We start from the raw sequence: 15,538 nt of genomic DNA, 5'->3' as shown, positions 1-15,538 counted from the left end.
CATATTACTTAATCTATGAGCGGATTACTCCTTTACTTTAAGTAAGGGGAGTATGCTAACATCATAAATTAGTCAAGGAAATTAATGATGGTTAAAATTAGTATTTTTGGTAAAGAGAATAGGGAGTAGCAATTGGCAAGAATTGTGAAGATACCGGTAATAAAGTGACTTATATTCAATCCACTTCTCCAAAGAATGGCTTGGAAGAGCTGATTGTTTTGGATGTTCATTATACTGCAGTGAAATCGACTCTTACAAACTACGAGGAAGAGCTAGTAAATAAAGTAGTCATTGATATTATGAACCCGATCAACTTTGATACCCTCGATGATTTAGTTGTTCCTTTTTTGTGTCTTTTGAAAGGGGTGTTCTACCAGTTGTTGGAAGGGTCAATTAATTATGAAATTGACTCAATTATCAAACTCTGCTTGATGTAAATACTTTCTATAAGCAAAAGTATTTTGCCGAAGAGATTGAATATTTAGCAAAAAAATCGCAGAAGCTTCTGAATAAACTTCTGCGATAAGATTTGAATTAATTTCGTTTCATCACTGACTCTCGTTTGATTAAACGATGAGGAACGACGACGCGAACACCATTTTGTGATTTTTGTTTTAATTGTTCCATTAGACGTTGGGTTGCCAGCTTTCCTAAAGATGGAATATCAATGTCAATGCTAGTTAAATACGGATGGATCAAGGTTGCGAAGATCGAATTGTTAAAACTGACAACAGAAATATCTTCTGGTACACGATAACCATATAAATTAACTAATTGCATCATTCTGACTGCAAATAAATCGTCAATCACGACCAGAGCGGTTGGTTGAAGTTCTTTTAAGGTATCTTCAAAATTGACATAGTCCTCAGGCGTTTCAAAGGTCGCTGCAGGAGCTGTGGGCAAATCCGCCATCATCAAGGCCTTTTGATACCCGAAGAACCGTTCGAAATAAAGATTCTCGTGGGTAATATTACTAGCGAAAAGGATGCGTTCATGTCCTTCTGAAATTAAATATTCCGTGGCTTGTTTGCCTAATAATTGATTGTCATTGTCCACGTAAACAATTTTTTCTTCGTCCAGATAAGGTTGTCCAATAATTGTAAATGGAATATCATTTCTCAACAAGTAACGAATAACAGGATCGCTTTTGTCTGAATAAGTTAGAATGAAACCATCGACTTGTTTTTGGCGATGCATTCGTTCTACGTGATCTAATAAGGTTTTAAAATTTCTGGCAGAAGCAATTGCTACGGACATACCGTAGTGTCTGGCTTCTTCATTGATTGTTTGAATGGTTTCTAAATGGAAAGGATTACCGATTCGTTCTTTGGAATCCAGTGGAGGCAAAACGACACCTAAGGCACTAGAAATTTGTTTGCCTAAATTACGGGCGGCTAGATTAGGAATATACCCCAGCTCTTCCATAACTTTGCGCACCTTTTTCTTGGTTTCTTCTGAAATGCTCGGGTGGTCATTAATGACACGAGAGACAGTAGAAGTTGCCACGCCAGCTTTTTTTGCTACTTCTTTGACAGTTATGCTCATTGTTTTCCCTCCTCTCGTATATATTATCACAGGCTTAGATAAGCGACTAGTTCGTTTTTTATAAATTAGTTATTTTTTGCAAGTGGTACTTGTAATGTATTCTCTAAAAGATGCTTTTCTTGATAAATGGTTAACTGAAGAGGTGTTCCTTCAAGTAATTCTAAGGTAACCATTTCTTGATTGACTGTGACTGAAAGCAATCTTTCACGATAATTAATATGAAAGGCATAAGAATCCCATTTTTTTGGTACAAATGGTGCAAAACTTAACTGTTCGTTGAAAGTTTTCATTTGAGCGAAGCCTTGAACAATTCCTAACCAGCTCCCAGTCATCGAAGTGATATGCAAACCATCTTCTGTATCGTTGTTATAGTTATCTAAGTCTAAACGAGCAGTGCGTTCATACATTTCTAAGGCTTTGTCTTCCATTCCTAATTCCGCGGCTAAAATAGCATGAATAGAAGGAGATAAAGAAGATTCATGAACGGTCATTGGTTCATAAAATTCAAAGTTACGGCGTTTTTCTTCTTCTGTATATTGATCCCCAAAGAAATAGATTCCTTGTAAAACATCTGCTTGTTTAATAAAACGAGAGCGTAGAATACGATCCCAAGACCATTTTTGATTTAATGGCAAGTGAACAGGATCTAGATCAGAAACGGTCATTAAATCTTTATCCAAGAAGGTATCATGTTGAACAAAAACCTCTAATTCTTCATCGTAAGGGAAATACATTTTATCAATAATTTCTTGCCAATAGGTTTGTTCTTCTTCTGAAATAGTCACAGTTGTTTCTTTTTGGAAACGTAGGTAGTTTTCTAATGTATAGCGTAATACCCAAGTGGCGATGGTGTTGGTGTACCAGTTGTTGTTGATATTATTTTCGTATTCATTTGGACCAGTCACCCCGTGAATCATATAGGCATCTTTACGTTTGGAATAATGCACACGATCTGCCCAGAAACGAGCAATCTCACTTAAAACTTCCAAACCTTGTGTTTTTAAATAATTAGTATCGCCAGTGTAATTTGTATAATTGTAAATGGCATAGGCAATAGCACCATTCCGATGAATTTCTTCAAAAGTGATTTCCCATTCATTGTGGCACTCAATTCCCGTGAAAGTTACCATTGGATATAAGGCGCCTTTTAGCCCTTGTTGACGAGCGTTATGTTGTGCTTGTGGTAATTGATTGTGACGATATTTTAAGAGATTTTTAGTAACTTCTGGTTTGGCAAGTGCCAAGTATAAAGGGACTGCATAAGCTTCGGTATCCCAGTAAGTCGCACCACCGTATTTTTCTCCTGTAAAACCTTTAGGTCCAATATTTAAGCGTTCATCCTCACCGTAATAAGTAGAGAATAGTTGGAAGAGATTAAAACGAATCCCTTGTTGTGCTGCTTCATCACCAGTGATGATAACGTCTGCTAAATTCCAGCGTTTTTTCCAAGCAGCAACTTGTTCACTCCGCAGGGCATCATAATCTTGCCCGTAATCAGCAAATAATTCTAAGACTTTATTAACATGGGCCTCTGCCGGCACATCACGACTAGTCAGAATAATCACTTCTTTTTCAAAGCGTAGTGTTTCATTTTCTGCTAATGTATAATCAAAAATATTGCTGATAGCTAATGGGCTAGTTTCAATTGTTGTTGGGCGGCTATTGTGCTTCATACTTGAAGTAACGGTAAATTGTTCGATGCCAAAAGGGTTAGCAACAGTTCTAGCAGTTAAATGGCTGACTTCATCAGTGGTATCTTTTCCAATTTCCTCCCAAAACATTTCCTCGTAGTTGCTATCTTCATTTTGGACATTGTTATCAAGTTTAGAAACAATTTGAATAGTTGCCTCACCGTTAAGAACTTTTGCATCTAAACGAATAGCAGCTAATTCTTTTTTGGTAATACTTAAAAAACGTTCGAAAGCAAATTGAACGGTTGCTCCACCAATAGTTACGGTAAATTGACGAGAAAGAATTCCTGCTTCCATATCTAATTCTAAGTAAAAGTCAGTCGGTTCAAGTGTTGCTAAATCTAAGATTTCACCGTTTACTGTAATATCCAGTGCTAAAAAGTTAACGGCATTAATCACTTTGCCGAAATATTCAGGATATCCGTTTTTCCACCAACCTACACGCGTTTTATCAGGAAACCAGACACCGGCAAGGTACGTTCCTAAATGATGGTCCCCAGTATATTGTTCTTCAAAATTTCCTCGCATGCCCATATAACCATTACCAATACTAGTTAATGATTCTTGTAAGCGACGATTTTCTTTATCTAAAGTTGTTGTTGAAATTTTCCATGGGTCGATGTCAAAAAGACGTTGAATGTGATTCATTTTTTCTCCTCCAAAAGGGTTATTTTATACTCTAATAGTATACGCAAACGGTTGCGTTAGTCAAGGAGTAAATTGCTTTTTGAAAGAGAATTTAAAGAAAGGATATTTAGGATTATAAATAGGTTGAATTTAATGAAAAATTAAATTAAAACTGGAATGGAACAAAAGCGTGAAAAAAGGAAATCGGTTGCATTTTGTATGGTTTATAAATTGGAGAGTTGTTAGAAAGAAGTAAGTGTACTACAATGAGTAGGAAAATAGTGTTCAAAGGATGGAAAAATGAAAGTATTAACGTTAAACACACACAGTTGGATAGAAGATGACCCTGAAGAAAAATTAGAACAGTTAGCGAAGAAAATTAGTGAAGAAGACTATGATGTGATTGCCTTACAAGAGGTCAATCAACTTAAAAAAGCGGCGCCTGCGATTGTCGATGATTTTTATTGCCCAGTGACGGACTACGTTATTTTGGAAGATAATTTTGCTCTTCGCTTGGCGGAACGTTTGCAAGTATTAGGTGCAGAGTATTATTGGACGTGGGAATTTAGTCACACTGGATATGGTATTTATCAAGAAGGTTTGGCGTTATTATCAAAGAATCCTATTTTGCCAAGTAGTCATTTAGTTTCAAAAGTCGATGATGTAGAGGATGTGCGTCGTCGCATTATTTTGACAGGTGTGACCGAAGTCGATGGAAAAATGATTTGTGCTTGTAGTGGTCACTATTCATGGTGGTCTGCTGGAGGTAGCGAAGAAGGCTTTAAGGTGGAGTGGGAACATACAGAACAGTTTTTAGCAGATGTTGACTATCCCTTACTTGTGATGGGCGATTTTAACAATCCAGAAGGCACACAAGGCTATCAGTTAGTCGTTAATAGTGAATTGGGTATTCAAGATACCTTTGTTACCTCAGAAGAGCAAACAGGTTCTTTTACTGTAGCCAAATCGATTGATGGTTGGAGTGAGAACAAAGGATTGTTAAGAATAGATTACGTCTTTGCTTCACCAGAATTAAAAGCAGCTCATTATCAAGTGATGTTCGATGGAATTAGTGGTCCTGTAGTCAGCGATCATTTTGGTGTAGCTGTTCAGTTTGAAGAAGAATAACTTAAAAAATGAAGAATATGAATGGGTGTGAGGCTAGTCCTACACCCATTTTTAATTTAGATAGACTATTAGAGAGTTGGTGGATAGATATTGAAAGTTCGGACAATGTTTATCTTGAGTATAATCATGGCATTCATAGGTATGTTTCTTTCTGTAAATTGGCTTCCAGTGAATCCTAAAGGTCTGAGTGTCGAACAAAAAAGAGAAATTCTTGAAGCTGGTTCACTCAATCGTCCGTTAGGGTTATTATTATTTTATATATCAGTAATTCTGTTTTTAGCAGCAATTATTAGAGGAATATATCTTAAGTTTAGATAGAGCTCTTCTATATCAAAAATATTGAAATGGGTACCCACACCTTTGCAGTCAGAACGTAAATAAAAACATCAAGAACATGACAGTCAACAAACTGACGGTTCTTGATGTTTTTTGTTATTTTAACTAAATAATCTTAATCGTAGAATGACGAAGAAAAGCAAACCGCTAATCAATAAAACAAATCCTGCTAACAAATAGAAAATCAATTTGATTTTAGATTCTATTTTTTCATCTACAGGAAGTAATGAACGGTAGAATAGAAAACCTAGACCAACACCAATTAGGTTAACTGTTATCAGTTGTTGTAAGATTGCTATTATCATAAAGTGTCCCAAAAGTCCGTCCTTGCTTTGAGAAAGACGACTAATAAAAAAGAGCAAACAAGCTTGTAGGAGCATAAGACTAATCGTTAGATTGCCCAGTGCAATTTCAGGGACTTGTTGAATGAGTGTTTGCACCGATACCTGTGATTGTAAGCTAGACAAAAACAGGTAAGCATAAAATAAGACCGGAGCAACTAACCAGTAACCCATCAGAATTGTTTGTAATTTTTTAGGTTGATTGAGCCATTTAATCATTTTTCAGCCTCCAATAACTGATATATTCCATAAGAACGGTACAAGTAATCGATTAAACAATGTAGGGTAACTAAAGAAATCACCTCACCGTGCTGCTTACCAATTGTAAATGGCGTGCAGTAATAGTTTAAATGATGTGTGCTATGTCGTGCAAAATAGTTATTACCCGCAGTAGTCATTGAAACCACAGGGATATTTCGCATGTTAAAAGTCGTCAAATTTTCTTTTACATCTTCTGTTTCTCCACTTACAGAGGAGATTAAAAAACAGTCCTCACGAGTAATCATCGGCATGGCCATGTCCAACTCCGTTTTATTTGGCAAAATTAGCACTCGTTTTCCTAAAGACAGCATCATTTTGGAAAATTCTTCTAAAGGTTTTTTCTGTGAAAAACCAGTCGAGTAACAATAGATTGTTTTACTTCTGTCTAGCAATTCATTAATAGGTTTAAGATCAACAGATTGAATATAATCCAAGGTTCGTTTAATATCATCCACTTGTTTATCATAAATAAATCGTTCGTTATCTTCTAAAAGAACATTTTGTTCTTCTTGACGCAAGAAATACTTGAATTCTGAATACCCAGTGAATCCTAACTTTTTTGATAAACGTAAGACCGATGATTTTGAAGAATGCACTCGTTCTGCCAAGTCAAGAATGCTTAATTGACTGACTTCTTTTGTGTTTTCGACAATATACTGAAGGATAATTAAATCTGAATCACTTAGTTCATTTGAATGTTGGTGAATTAAACTTTGAAGTTTCATCTCCCGCCTCCTTTCTTTATATTATAACTGAAAATGAAAGCGAGAGAAGAAGTTGTTTGTATGTTAATTTAATTCTGGCCAATATTCTTTATTAGCTTCAATTAAATCATCTAATAATTGTTTTGCTACACGGGCAATTTGGCACAATTCTAGAAAGTGTTAATGCTTGCCATAATTTTTGATAAGAGCCTTCCACCCAGGCTTCGACTACTAATTTTTCAACTGAAACTTGTTGCTCCATCAATCCTTTTTGGAACTGTGGAATTTTTCCTTGGGTCAATGGTTCAGGACCATTTGCTCCAACAATACAAGGGACTTCCACCATAGCTGTTTCATCAAAGTTTACGATAGCTCCATTATTTGGGACGATTAAGAGCATTCTTTCACCTGTGTTATAAGCAATCGCACGAGCCAAATCCACAATATAACTTGCGTGTTCATCAATTTCTAAAGTGGTACCTTCTGTATTTCCTCTAGCAGTAATCGAATTACATTCGCCAAAGACGTGTCTTTCACGACCAGCCATAACTTCATTGGCACGGGTGAAATCAGGATTAGAATGTGCGACTTCATCTTGTGGGAAGAAGTAATATTTTAAATAAGTGTTTGGCAGGGTATCGGGATCTACTGCATAAACTTCTCTTGCTTTCGCAAAAGTATGCATCCAACTATTGTCTACATGTTGAGCAGATTCACCACTTGGCGGGATTGAATAGCCGTTGTCAGCAACATGTGCTTTAATTTGTGGCATTAAATCATTGCCTTTTTTGTCGCGAATATCAGTCCACCAACCAAAGTGATTTAAACCGTAATAACGAACGACCATGTCTTTACGAGAGCTTAAACCAATCGCACGAGCCATTAATTCTTCGATAGCAACAGGCATATCGCAAATATTGATAATCTTAGAAGTTGGGCGTAATTTGCGTGTGGCTTCAGCAACAATTGCTGCTGGATTAGAATAGTTTAACATCCACGCATCAGGAGAATATTTTTCCATGTAGTCTAGAATTTCTAAAACACCGCCAATTGAACGCATACCATAGGCAATTCCACCAGGACCACAAGTTTCTTGTCCAACGACACCATATTTTAATGGAATTTTTTCATCTTGTTCACGCATTGCATAGAGACCTACACGGATATGAGCCATAACAAAATCTACATCCGTAAAGGCTGTTTCTGGATCAGTTGTTGCTACAAATTTGATATCTGATGCTTTTTCTTTTAATAAAATTTCACAGGCATCCGCAATTTGTTTTTGTCTCTCTTCATTATTATCGTAAAATTTTATCTGACGGATTGGGAATCGTTCCAAATTGTCTAAAAGCATTAAGACAATTCCAGGAGTGAATGTACTTCCTCCACCGGCTACGACGATTGAAAATTTCTTCATAATAGTTTAGCTCCTTATTTTTCATTAAAATTTTTATATCCACCTACTATTTAAAATAGTAGGTGGAAGGGATTAATTTTGAATCTTTAAAAGTTGTTCAAATTGATCTCTGACTTGAGGAACATCCAGACCAACGATGACTTGGAAGGCAGTGCCATTTCTTACGACACCGTGAGCACCACCAGCTCGGAAAACGTCATCCGCAGCAACAATAGCGGCATCATTAACGGTAATACGCAAACGTGTGGCACAGTTATTGACTTTGGCGATATTGTCCGCTCCACCAAAAGCTTCTAAATAAATTGCAGCTGATTCACGGTAACGATTCCCTTCTGTTGCTGCACCAGCTTCAGTTCCGCTTGTTTTTTTCTCTTTGTAATCTTTCTTCGTAAACAATTTAATGTCTTCAGAAACAGCTTCCCGACCTGGAGTTGGTAAATCCCATTTTTTGATTAGGAAACGGAAGATGAGGATATATAAAGCAGTAAAAGCTAAACCAATCAATAGTTGCGTGAAAATTTCCGTTTTATGGTTGGCAAACATTGGAATCCAGTTTTTTGCTAATAAGTCTAGGAAACCACCACCCATATCACCAGTTACACCAAAGGCATACATAGTTGCCGTCATACTTGCTGCTAAGACAGCATGAATCGCAAACAATGGAGGAGAAATAAATAAGAAAGTAAATTCAAGTGGTTCCGTAATTCCTGCTAAAAAGGCAGTTAATGTAACTGGAATTAAAATAGAAATGACGCGTTTTTTGTTTTCTGGTTTGGCTGTTAAGTAGAAGGCTGTCGCAATCCCTAAAGAGCCAAACATTTTTGAGTTCCCATGCATCGCAAAACCACCTTCTGGGAAAAGGGTTTTTAACGGTTGGGTAGAAGCCGCAAAATCATTTAAGTTTGTCATCCATGCTCGAGTAATTCCCTCAGGAGTCACTGCTGGTCCGAATACAAATGGCGAATAAATAAAGTGATGCAAGCCTGTTGGAATCAAAATTCGTTCTAAGAAGGTATAGATCCAAACACCTAACACACCAGAACTAGCTAAGAAACCTTGCATCGAGTTAATACCGCCTTGAATTCTTGGCCAAACTAAAGCAACAAGGAAAGCAATCGGTAACATTAAGAAGAAACCAAGAATAACAACAAAGGATGAACCTTGGAAAATACCTAACCAATCAGGTAATTTTGTTTCAAAGTATCGATTATGAAGCCACACAACAATTGCTGAAATCGCAATTGCTCCAATAATTCCAGTGTCTAGTGTTTTGATATTAGCAATCATTTTTAAGCCACTTGTTCCGCCAGCCTCCATTGCATAATCAACACCGAAGAAACTACCGAAGTTATTTAACATGCCACCGACAAAATATTGGAAGGTAACATAAACAACAAAGGCTTCCATCACAGCACGGGCATTGGCTTTTTTAGCAAGGCCAATCGGTAACCCAATAACAAATAATAATTCCATTTGATTAAAGACAGTCCATGCTCCGTCTTCAATGATTGACCAAATTCCATACCAAACTGTACCTTCATTGGCAATGCTTCCTACTAACATCGGGTTCTTGAAAACAATAGCTAATGAGACCATTAGTCCAGAGAACGAGAAGAGTAGAACAGGGGTAAACATTGCCCCGCCAAAACGTTGAACTTTTTCCATCATAACGATAAAACTCCCTTCTAATTTGTATTACGAAATGAACTTTACAACGAAATGTTAGCGTTTACAATATATTTCGTTATTTATGGGAAGTGAAGAAAAACTTTGGAACAATGTGTCAGACTGTGGGAAAATTCCCTGGAGAAGAAACAGAAAGACTAAAAAAGCCCTGCAAAAGGAGTCGATAAACGATTCACAGCTACAGGACGTATATATTTCATAATTTAAAGGACTTTATTTTCCAAAGCTAACTGAATTAAGCGAGTAGCTAGGTTTTCATTACGAGCAAGGATTGGACCATGGAAGTAGGAACAGAACGTATTTTTGTAAATGGCACCTTCAGATTGATCTTCTCCATTATTACCATAACCTTCAACGATTTTACCTAGTGGTCGTTCTCCTTTACCTAAAAAAGTTCGACCGTTGTGGTTTTCAAAACCTTCATAGGTTTCGTCAAATTCTTCATTGTAAATTTTTACGTCACCAATAAAACGATTGTTATCTTGGCTTAAAGTGTAATGATCTAAGGCGCTGATGCCTTCGATTTTTTCTCCTTGAGCCCCCATGTAGTAATGACCTAATAATTGATAACCACCACAAATAGCTAACATGACGCCATTATTTTCAATGTAGGTTGTCAAGCTATCTTTTTTCGATTGAATATCCTCAGACACGATCTTTTGCTCGTAATCTTGTCCACCACCAAAAAAGACTAGGTCAAATTTTTCAGGCTCAAAGGGTTCATGAATACTGACGATTTCTGTCTGTAAATCAATGTTCATTTTTTTTGCCACATATTTTAGCATAAGGATATTACCGTTATCACCATATGTGTTTAATAAATTACCATAAAGATGGGCTAGCTTTAAGACTTGCTTAGTCACGAGACATTCCCCCCTCCATGAAGCCTTGTTCTGCTAATTTTTTTCGTAATTGCAAAACAGCAGTATAGGTCGCTAAAATATAAACATTTTCAGTTGGCAATTTTTGAATTTCTTGAATCACGGCATCTAAGCTTTGGACTTCTGTGATTTTGTCTTCTTCAATACCAGCTACTTTTAATCGTAAAGCCATGTCTTTGTGACGGTCACCACCAGCAATTACTTTTGGTAAATTCATTTCAGCAAAAGCTTCGTGATCTCCATCCCAAATCCAACTAACGTCAATACCATCTGCATAATTGGCATTCAACAAACAAACTACAGAAAATGGATAAGGAGATAAACCAATCATATCGATCACTTGGTTTAAGCCTACAGGATTTTTTACTAAGACAAGGGTACATTTTTTATCGCCTATTTGAATGACTTCTTGGCGACCAAATACTTTTTCGTCATAACCAAGACCGGATCGGATTTTATCAGGGTTAATCGTATAGTATTCAGCCACGGCAGTTGCTGCTAAAGCGTTATAGATGTTGTACATGCCACCAACTTCTAATTTGTACTCATTGCCATCAATCACAAATTCTGCCGAAGTATTGGTCATGTTTTTTAGTTCAGTTAGTTTGTAATCCAACTCAGGACGTTGGAAATCACAATTTGGACAGTAATATTTGCCTAAGTTGGCGTAAGTATTCATTTTATAATGAAGAATATGCTCACACTTAGGACAAAGAACGCCATCGGTATTGTAATGTGCCATCTGTTCATGATCTTCTTGATGGTCAAAGCCATAATATTTTCGTGGATTCACTGTTTCAATTGAGTCGAAAATTGGGGAGTCCCCGTTGGTTAAAATAGTGGCATTGGGTGATTTAGCCGCCCCATCAACAATAAATTTATAAGTTGTATAAATTTCGCCATAACGGTCCATTTGATCGCGGAAAATATTTGTAAACACAAAAAGTTCAGGTTTGATATACTCTGTTACCTTACTTAAACTAGCTTCATCAATTTCTAAAATAGCGAATTTTTTCCCTTTGGTTTTTTTAGCAGAAAGAAAAGTAGAGACGATTCCTTGCACCATATTTGCTCCAGTGGGATTCGTTAAGACATTATCAAATTCTTGACGTAAAATATTTACCGTTAAAGCAGTTGTTAAGGTTTTTCCGTTCGTACCAGTTACAACAACCACTTGATAATCTTTTGCTAAATAATCCAAAATATGTGGATCAATACTTAATGCTAATTTTCCAGGATAGCTAGAGCCACCTTTAAAAAAGTTCTTTAATATCCATTGTGAGGTTTTACCAACGAATGCGGCAAAATAACTTCGGATTCCCATAGACTGCCTCCAAATTTTATACATAGTTAAAAATAATTCATCTAATCATAACACAACTTCGAAAAAAGATTAAATGGCTAGAAGCATTCTTAAAGAATAAGAAAAAAATCGTAGGTATTTTTAACTATATTAAAGTGAATGAAGAGAAAATAGTTTCTTCGATCATTAAAAAATAAGTCCTCAGGTATTAAAATTTGTATTTTCAATTTTAATATTTATAAAAACAATAATTGAAAACATAGAATGCCATTTATTCAAATTGACGCTTGTTCTGCTTGCAGTAAGAGATGTTATATACTATAAAAGATCTAAAGAAACGAGGTGGAAATATGCTAAAAGAACGAATGCAAAGATTACAACATTACGGAAATTCTCTGCCATTTGCCAAGGTTTATTTTCGTACAGATTGGGAAGTTATTTATTTTGAGTTACAAGGAAAAATGTTTGCGTTAATGAGCCCTGCTCCTAATGAAAGTGCCACGCTGACAGTAAAAGGGTTACCTGAAAAAAATGAAGAACTAAGAGAAATCTACGAGGATATTTCAGCAGGGTATCACATGAATAAAAAGCACTGGAATTCTATTGCTTTAAAAAGCCAAATATTGTCTGATGAAGAGTTAGAACAAATGCTGAAGTTGTCCTATGAGTTGGTTTGGAAAAACCTCCCTGCTAAAATTCGAAAAGAATTGAGCGACTGACTAATACCAATCCATTCACTGACAATTTTTCTTCATATATTGTAAAGGGGAAAATAGGTAGTATCAATCTGATAAAGTTCGCAACTACTGCTTATTTAAATTGACGCTAGTTTTTCTGCTAGATATAATCATTTTGTAAATGAACTTTAGTTAACAAAGTAGCTAGATGAAAAGCTAGAGAGTAAGATATCTTGTTTTCCATAGAATACTTTGCTTTAGACTGGAAAGCACGTTACAAGCAAATAGAAAAGGAGTTTTGCGTGATGACAGAAATTGTAAAGATTCAAAATCTACAAAAAAGATTTGGGAAAACAGAGGCACTTGTGGATGTGTCCTTTTCAGTGAACTCTGGAGAAGTAGTAGGATTTATTGGTCCAAATGGAGCAGGAAAATCTACAACAATTCGTACTTTGTTAGGAATAATCAAACGAAATGCAGGCGAGGTTACGATTTTCGGCAAGGACGTCTGGAAAGAAAGTTTGGAAATTCATAAAAGAATTTCTTATGTACCTGGAGATGTGTCTTTGTGGGGCAATTTATCTGGTGGTGAAATTATCGATTTATTTATCAAACTGCATGGAAAAGGAAATAAAGAAAAAAGAGATTATTTAATTAAGAGATTTGAGTTGGATCCAAAGAAAAAAGCGAAAGGTTATTCTAAAGGAAATCGTCAAAAAGTAGGCTTGATTGCAGCATTGTCTGTGGATTCGGATCTTTATATATTTGATGAACCCACTTCTGGTTTGGATCCTTTAATGGAGGCAGTTTTCCAAGAGGAAGTAGAGAAATTAAAAGCTGAAGGAAAGGCGATATTGCTCTCTTCTCATATTTTAAGTGAGGTGGAGCGCTTAGCAGACAAAGTGGTAATTATTCGACAAGGCAAAATAGTTGAGACCGGTACATTGAGCGAATTACGTCACTTGACACGTGCAACAATGACTTTAGTGACTAAAAAGCCAGTAGAGAGTATGGCTAAAATACCTGGTGTTCATGATTTTAAGCTGAAGTCATTATCACAAGCGACTTTTTCTGTAGACAGTCAAGCTGTTAATACTATTCTTTTAGAGGCAACTAAACTGGGAGTAGAAAAGTTCGAATCCATTCCACCAACTCTTGAAGACTTGTTTATGCGTCATTATGAAGGTTAGTCGAAGGAGTGAGGAAAATGAAAGAAAAATTTACTGGTTGGAACATTTTATTTAGTCAGTATATGAGACGTGATTGGAAAAAAATTCTACTTTGGATCTTAGGACTAGGTGTTTTTTGTGGAGGCTTTGTTCCTGCATTTGAAGAAATTGCCAAAGGAGATGGGTTAGTTGGTATGTTTGAAACTTTAAAAAACCCAGCGATGATTTCCATGATTGGTCCGACACCTGTAAAAAATGTAGCTGATTACACTTTGGGAGCAATGTATGCTCATGAAATGTTATTATTTTGTGGCTTATTCTCTATGGTAATTTCTGGATTACATGTTATCAGCCATACTCGTAAAGAGGAAGATTTGGGAATGGCGGAATTGGTTCGGTCTTTTCGTGTAGGACGACAAGCTAATTCTTTGGCAGTGCTTAAGGAAACTGTGGTGATAAACCTTCTGTTAATAGGTTTCATTACTGGATTAATGATTTTTTTCAATATCAAGGGGATTGATTTAAAAGGAAGTTTATTGTTCGCTAGCTCAATCGGCATGGCAGGGATGTTTGGAGCTGTTCTAGCGTTGGTTTTTGCCCAACTAATGACAACATCTTCTGGTGCCACGAGTGGAACTTTGGGAGTTATTGGAGTATTGTATATTTGGAGAGCAGCAACGGATACTTCTTATCCTGAATTAAGCATATTTAATCCCATGAGTTGGATTTATCTAACTCATCCATTTACAGAAAATAATTTAAGTCCATTGCTGTATAGTTTTATTCTAATGATCCTGTTGTTTTTCATTGCAAATTTATTGGAAAATTTTCGAGATATGGGAGCGGGATACTTACCTGAAAGGATGGGTCGACCTGAAGCAAAGCAGTCTTTATTGTCTGTTCGAGGATTACTGTTTCGCATGAATCGATGGATGATACTAAGTTGGTCAGTTGGCTTTTTTCTTATGGGAATCGCATATGGTTCTATTTATGGCGATATGGGAACATTTCTTTCGAGTAATGAGCTGATTGAAGCAATGTTCACCCAAGCGGGAATATCTATAGAAGATTCTTTCACTCAGTCAATTATGTCTATTTTAATTTTATTGACCATCATATTACCGATTGCAATAATCAATAAGTTATTCACAGAAGAGTCAGAATTACGCTTAAGTCAATTGTATGCTACAAAAGTTTCACGTACCCGCGTTTTTTGTACAGCGATTGGTTTAGCGTTGACTGTTGGTTTAGTGGCTATTTGTCTTGCTGCAGGAAGTCTGGGTACTGCTGCTGTATTGTCGATTGGAAATACAAACAGTTTGAACGTTGCTGATTTTTTTAAGGCGGGCTATAATTTTTTACCAGCCATGCTTTTCTTTATCGGAATTGCTTCGGTACTATTGGGCTGGTTGCCAAAATGGAACAAATTAACGTACATCTATTTGGTATACACATTTATTTTAAATTATTTTGGTAATTTGCTTAATCTGCCAGAATGGTTCAAAAAAACGGCAATCTTAAATTGGATTCCGGCACTTCCAGTAGAAGATTTTAATTTGCTTATTTTCGGAGTGATTTCAATTCTTAGCTTAGTGCTCATAGTTATTGGTTTGCTTGGTTATCAGCAACGTGATTTGATTGAGGGGGCTTAATAAAATAAAAACAAGTGAAAGACTAGATTTTTTTATTTGTTTTGCTATACTATTATCAAATTTATGGAATAGAGGGATTGATTGGTCAACTTTTTTTTATTTTCTTCAAACAAATGAAGG

At 36.2% G+C, this 15,538-nt stretch carries 12 protein-coding genes and 1 pseudogene; 5 read left to right on the top strand and 8 right to left on the bottom strand.

Features of this window, described 5'->3' with window-relative positions; genetic code table 11:
- Positions 1-534: 534 nt before the first annotated feature.
- Together AC4BBX_RS07620 and AC4BBX_RS07615 are read right to left on the bottom strand one after the other, a co-directional pair.
- Positions 535-1,545 carry a LacI family DNA-binding transcriptional regulator gene (locus AC4BBX_RS07620; RefSeq protein ID WP_490453292.1) on the bottom strand — a complete coding sequence of 337 codons (1,011 nt, stop codon included), beginning with the start codon at positions 1,543-1,545 and terminating at the stop codon, positions 535-537.
- Positions 1,546-1,610: 65 nt separating this feature from the next.
- Positions 1,611-3,884 carry a glycoside hydrolase family 65 protein gene (locus AC4BBX_RS07615; RefSeq protein WP_490453291.1) on the bottom strand — a complete coding sequence of 758 codons (2,274 nt, stop codon included), beginning with the start codon at positions 3,882-3,884 and terminating at the stop codon, positions 1,611-1,613.
- Between the two features lie 279 nt (positions 3,885-4,163).
- On the opposite strand from AC4BBX_RS07615, the gene AC4BBX_RS07610 reads away from it, so the two are divergent.
- Positions 4,164-4,991 (top strand): endonuclease/exonuclease/phosphatase family protein, encoded by an 828-nt coding sequence (locus tag AC4BBX_RS07610; RefSeq protein WP_490453290.1) that lies wholly within the window; start codon positions 4,164-4,166, stop codon positions 4,989-4,991.
- A gap of 126 nt (positions 4,992-5,117) precedes the next feature.
- Positions 5,118-5,309 (top strand): hypothetical protein, encoded by a 192-nt coding sequence (locus AC4BBX_RS07605; RefSeq protein WP_490453289.1) that lies wholly within the window; start codon positions 5,118-5,120, stop codon positions 5,307-5,309.
- A 119-nt stretch (positions 5,310-5,428) separates the two neighbouring features.
- Here AC4BBX_RS07605 and AC4BBX_RS07600 read toward each other — a convergent pair whose 3' ends face one another.
- The 6 genes and pseudogenes from AC4BBX_RS07600 to AC4BBX_RS07575 form a co-directional block, all read right to left on the bottom strand.
- Positions 5,429-5,887: a hypothetical protein gene (locus AC4BBX_RS07600; protein WP_490453288.1), complete on the bottom strand. Its 459-nt coding sequence runs from the start codon at positions 5,885-5,887 to the stop codon at positions 5,429-5,431.
- Positions 5,884-6,654 (bottom strand): MurR/RpiR family transcriptional regulator, encoded by a 771-nt coding sequence (locus tag AC4BBX_RS07595; protein WP_490453287.1) that lies wholly within the window; start codon positions 6,652-6,654, stop codon positions 5,884-5,886. Before AC4BBX_RS07595 ends, AC4BBX_RS07600 begins: the two co-directional genes overlap by 4 nt.
- 63 nt (positions 6,655-6,717) lie before the next feature.
- A pseudogene (locus AC4BBX_RS07590) lies at positions 6,718-8,050 on the bottom strand (6-phospho-alpha-glucosidase).
- A gap of 72 nt (positions 8,051-8,122) precedes the next feature.
- Positions 8,123-9,718, bottom strand: coding sequence for an alpha-glucoside-specific PTS transporter subunit IIBC (locus AC4BBX_RS07585; protein WP_490453286.1), 1,596 nt, complete (start codon positions 9,716-9,718; stop codon positions 8,123-8,125).
- 221 nt (positions 9,719-9,939) lie between these two features.
- A complete protein-coding gene (locus AC4BBX_RS07580) occupies positions 9,940-10,599 on the bottom strand; it encodes a type 1 glutamine amidotransferase (RefSeq protein ID WP_490453285.1) in 660 nt (219 codons plus the stop codon).
- Complete coding sequence (locus AC4BBX_RS07575) at positions 10,592-11,941, bottom strand: MurT ligase domain-containing protein (RefSeq protein WP_490453284.1); 1,350 nt, start codon at positions 11,939-11,941, stop codon at positions 10,592-10,594. The genes AC4BBX_RS07580 and AC4BBX_RS07575 overlap by 8 nt, the downstream gene beginning before the upstream one ends.
- A 329-nt stretch (positions 11,942-12,270) precedes the next feature.
- Here AC4BBX_RS07575 and AC4BBX_RS07570 point away from each other — a divergent pair, with 329 nt between their 5' ends.
- The 3 genes from AC4BBX_RS07570 to AC4BBX_RS07560 all read left to right on the top strand — a co-directional run bounded on the left by AC4BBX_RS07570 (position 12,271) and on the right by AC4BBX_RS07560 (position 15,418).
- A complete protein-coding gene (locus AC4BBX_RS07570) occupies positions 12,271-12,639 on the top strand; it encodes an MmcQ/YjbR family DNA-binding protein (RefSeq protein WP_490453283.1) in 369 nt (122 codons plus the stop codon).
- A gap of 263 nt (positions 12,640-12,902) precedes the next feature.
- Entirely contained in the window at positions 12,903-13,787 is an 885-nt protein-coding gene (locus tag AC4BBX_RS07565; protein WP_490453282.1) for an ABC transporter ATP-binding protein, read from the top strand.
- A 17-nt stretch (positions 13,788-13,804) separates the two neighbouring features.
- Positions 13,805-15,418, top strand: coding sequence for an ABC transporter permease (locus AC4BBX_RS07560; RefSeq protein WP_490453281.1), 1,614 nt, complete (start codon positions 13,805-13,807; stop codon positions 15,416-15,418).
- Positions 15,419-15,538 lie beyond the last annotated feature (120 nt).

It is taken from the genome of Enterococcus sp. AMC1157 (assembly GCF_058216555.1).
This window is presented reverse-complemented; position numbering and strand designations above follow the sequence as displayed.

Coding starts and splice junctions, on each gene's coding strand:
- AC4BBX_RS07575 (WP_490453284.1), bottom strand. CDS start 11,941: ATGGGAATCCGAAGTTATTTTGCCGCATTCGTTGGTAAAACCTCACAA.
- AC4BBX_RS07610 (WP_490453290.1), top strand. CDS start 4,164: ATGAAAGTATTAACGTTAAACACACACAGTTGGATAGAAGATGACCCT.
- AC4BBX_RS07600 (WP_490453288.1), bottom strand. CDS start 5,887: ATGATTAAATGGCTCAATCAACCTAAAAAATTACAAACAATTCTGATG.
- AC4BBX_RS07565 (WP_490453282.1), top strand. CDS start 12,903: ATGACAGAAATTGTAAAGATTCAAAATCTACAAAAAAGATTTGGGAAA.
- AC4BBX_RS07595 (WP_490453287.1), bottom strand. CDS start 6,654: ATGAAACTTCAAAGTTTAATTCACCAACATTCAAATGAACTAAGTGAT.
- AC4BBX_RS07615 (WP_490453291.1), bottom strand. CDS start 3,884: ATGAATCACATTCAACGTCTTTTTGACATCGACCCATGGAAAATTTCA.
- AC4BBX_RS07585 (WP_490453286.1), bottom strand. CDS start 9,718: ATGATGGAAAAAGTTCAACGTTTTGGCGGGGCAATGTTTACCCCTGTT.
- AC4BBX_RS07605 (WP_490453289.1), top strand. CDS start 5,118: ATGGCATTCATAGGTATGTTTCTTTCTGTAAATTGGCTTCCAGTGAAT.
- AC4BBX_RS07620 (WP_490453292.1), bottom strand. CDS start 1,545: ATGAGCATAACTGTCAAAGAAGTAGCAAAAAAAGCTGGCGTGGCAACT.
- AC4BBX_RS07570 (WP_490453283.1), top strand. CDS start 12,271: ATGCTAAAAGAACGAATGCAAAGATTACAACATTACGGAAATTCTCTG.
- AC4BBX_RS07560 (WP_490453281.1), top strand. CDS start 13,805: ATGAAAGAAAAATTTACTGGTTGGAACATTTTATTTAGTCAGTATATG.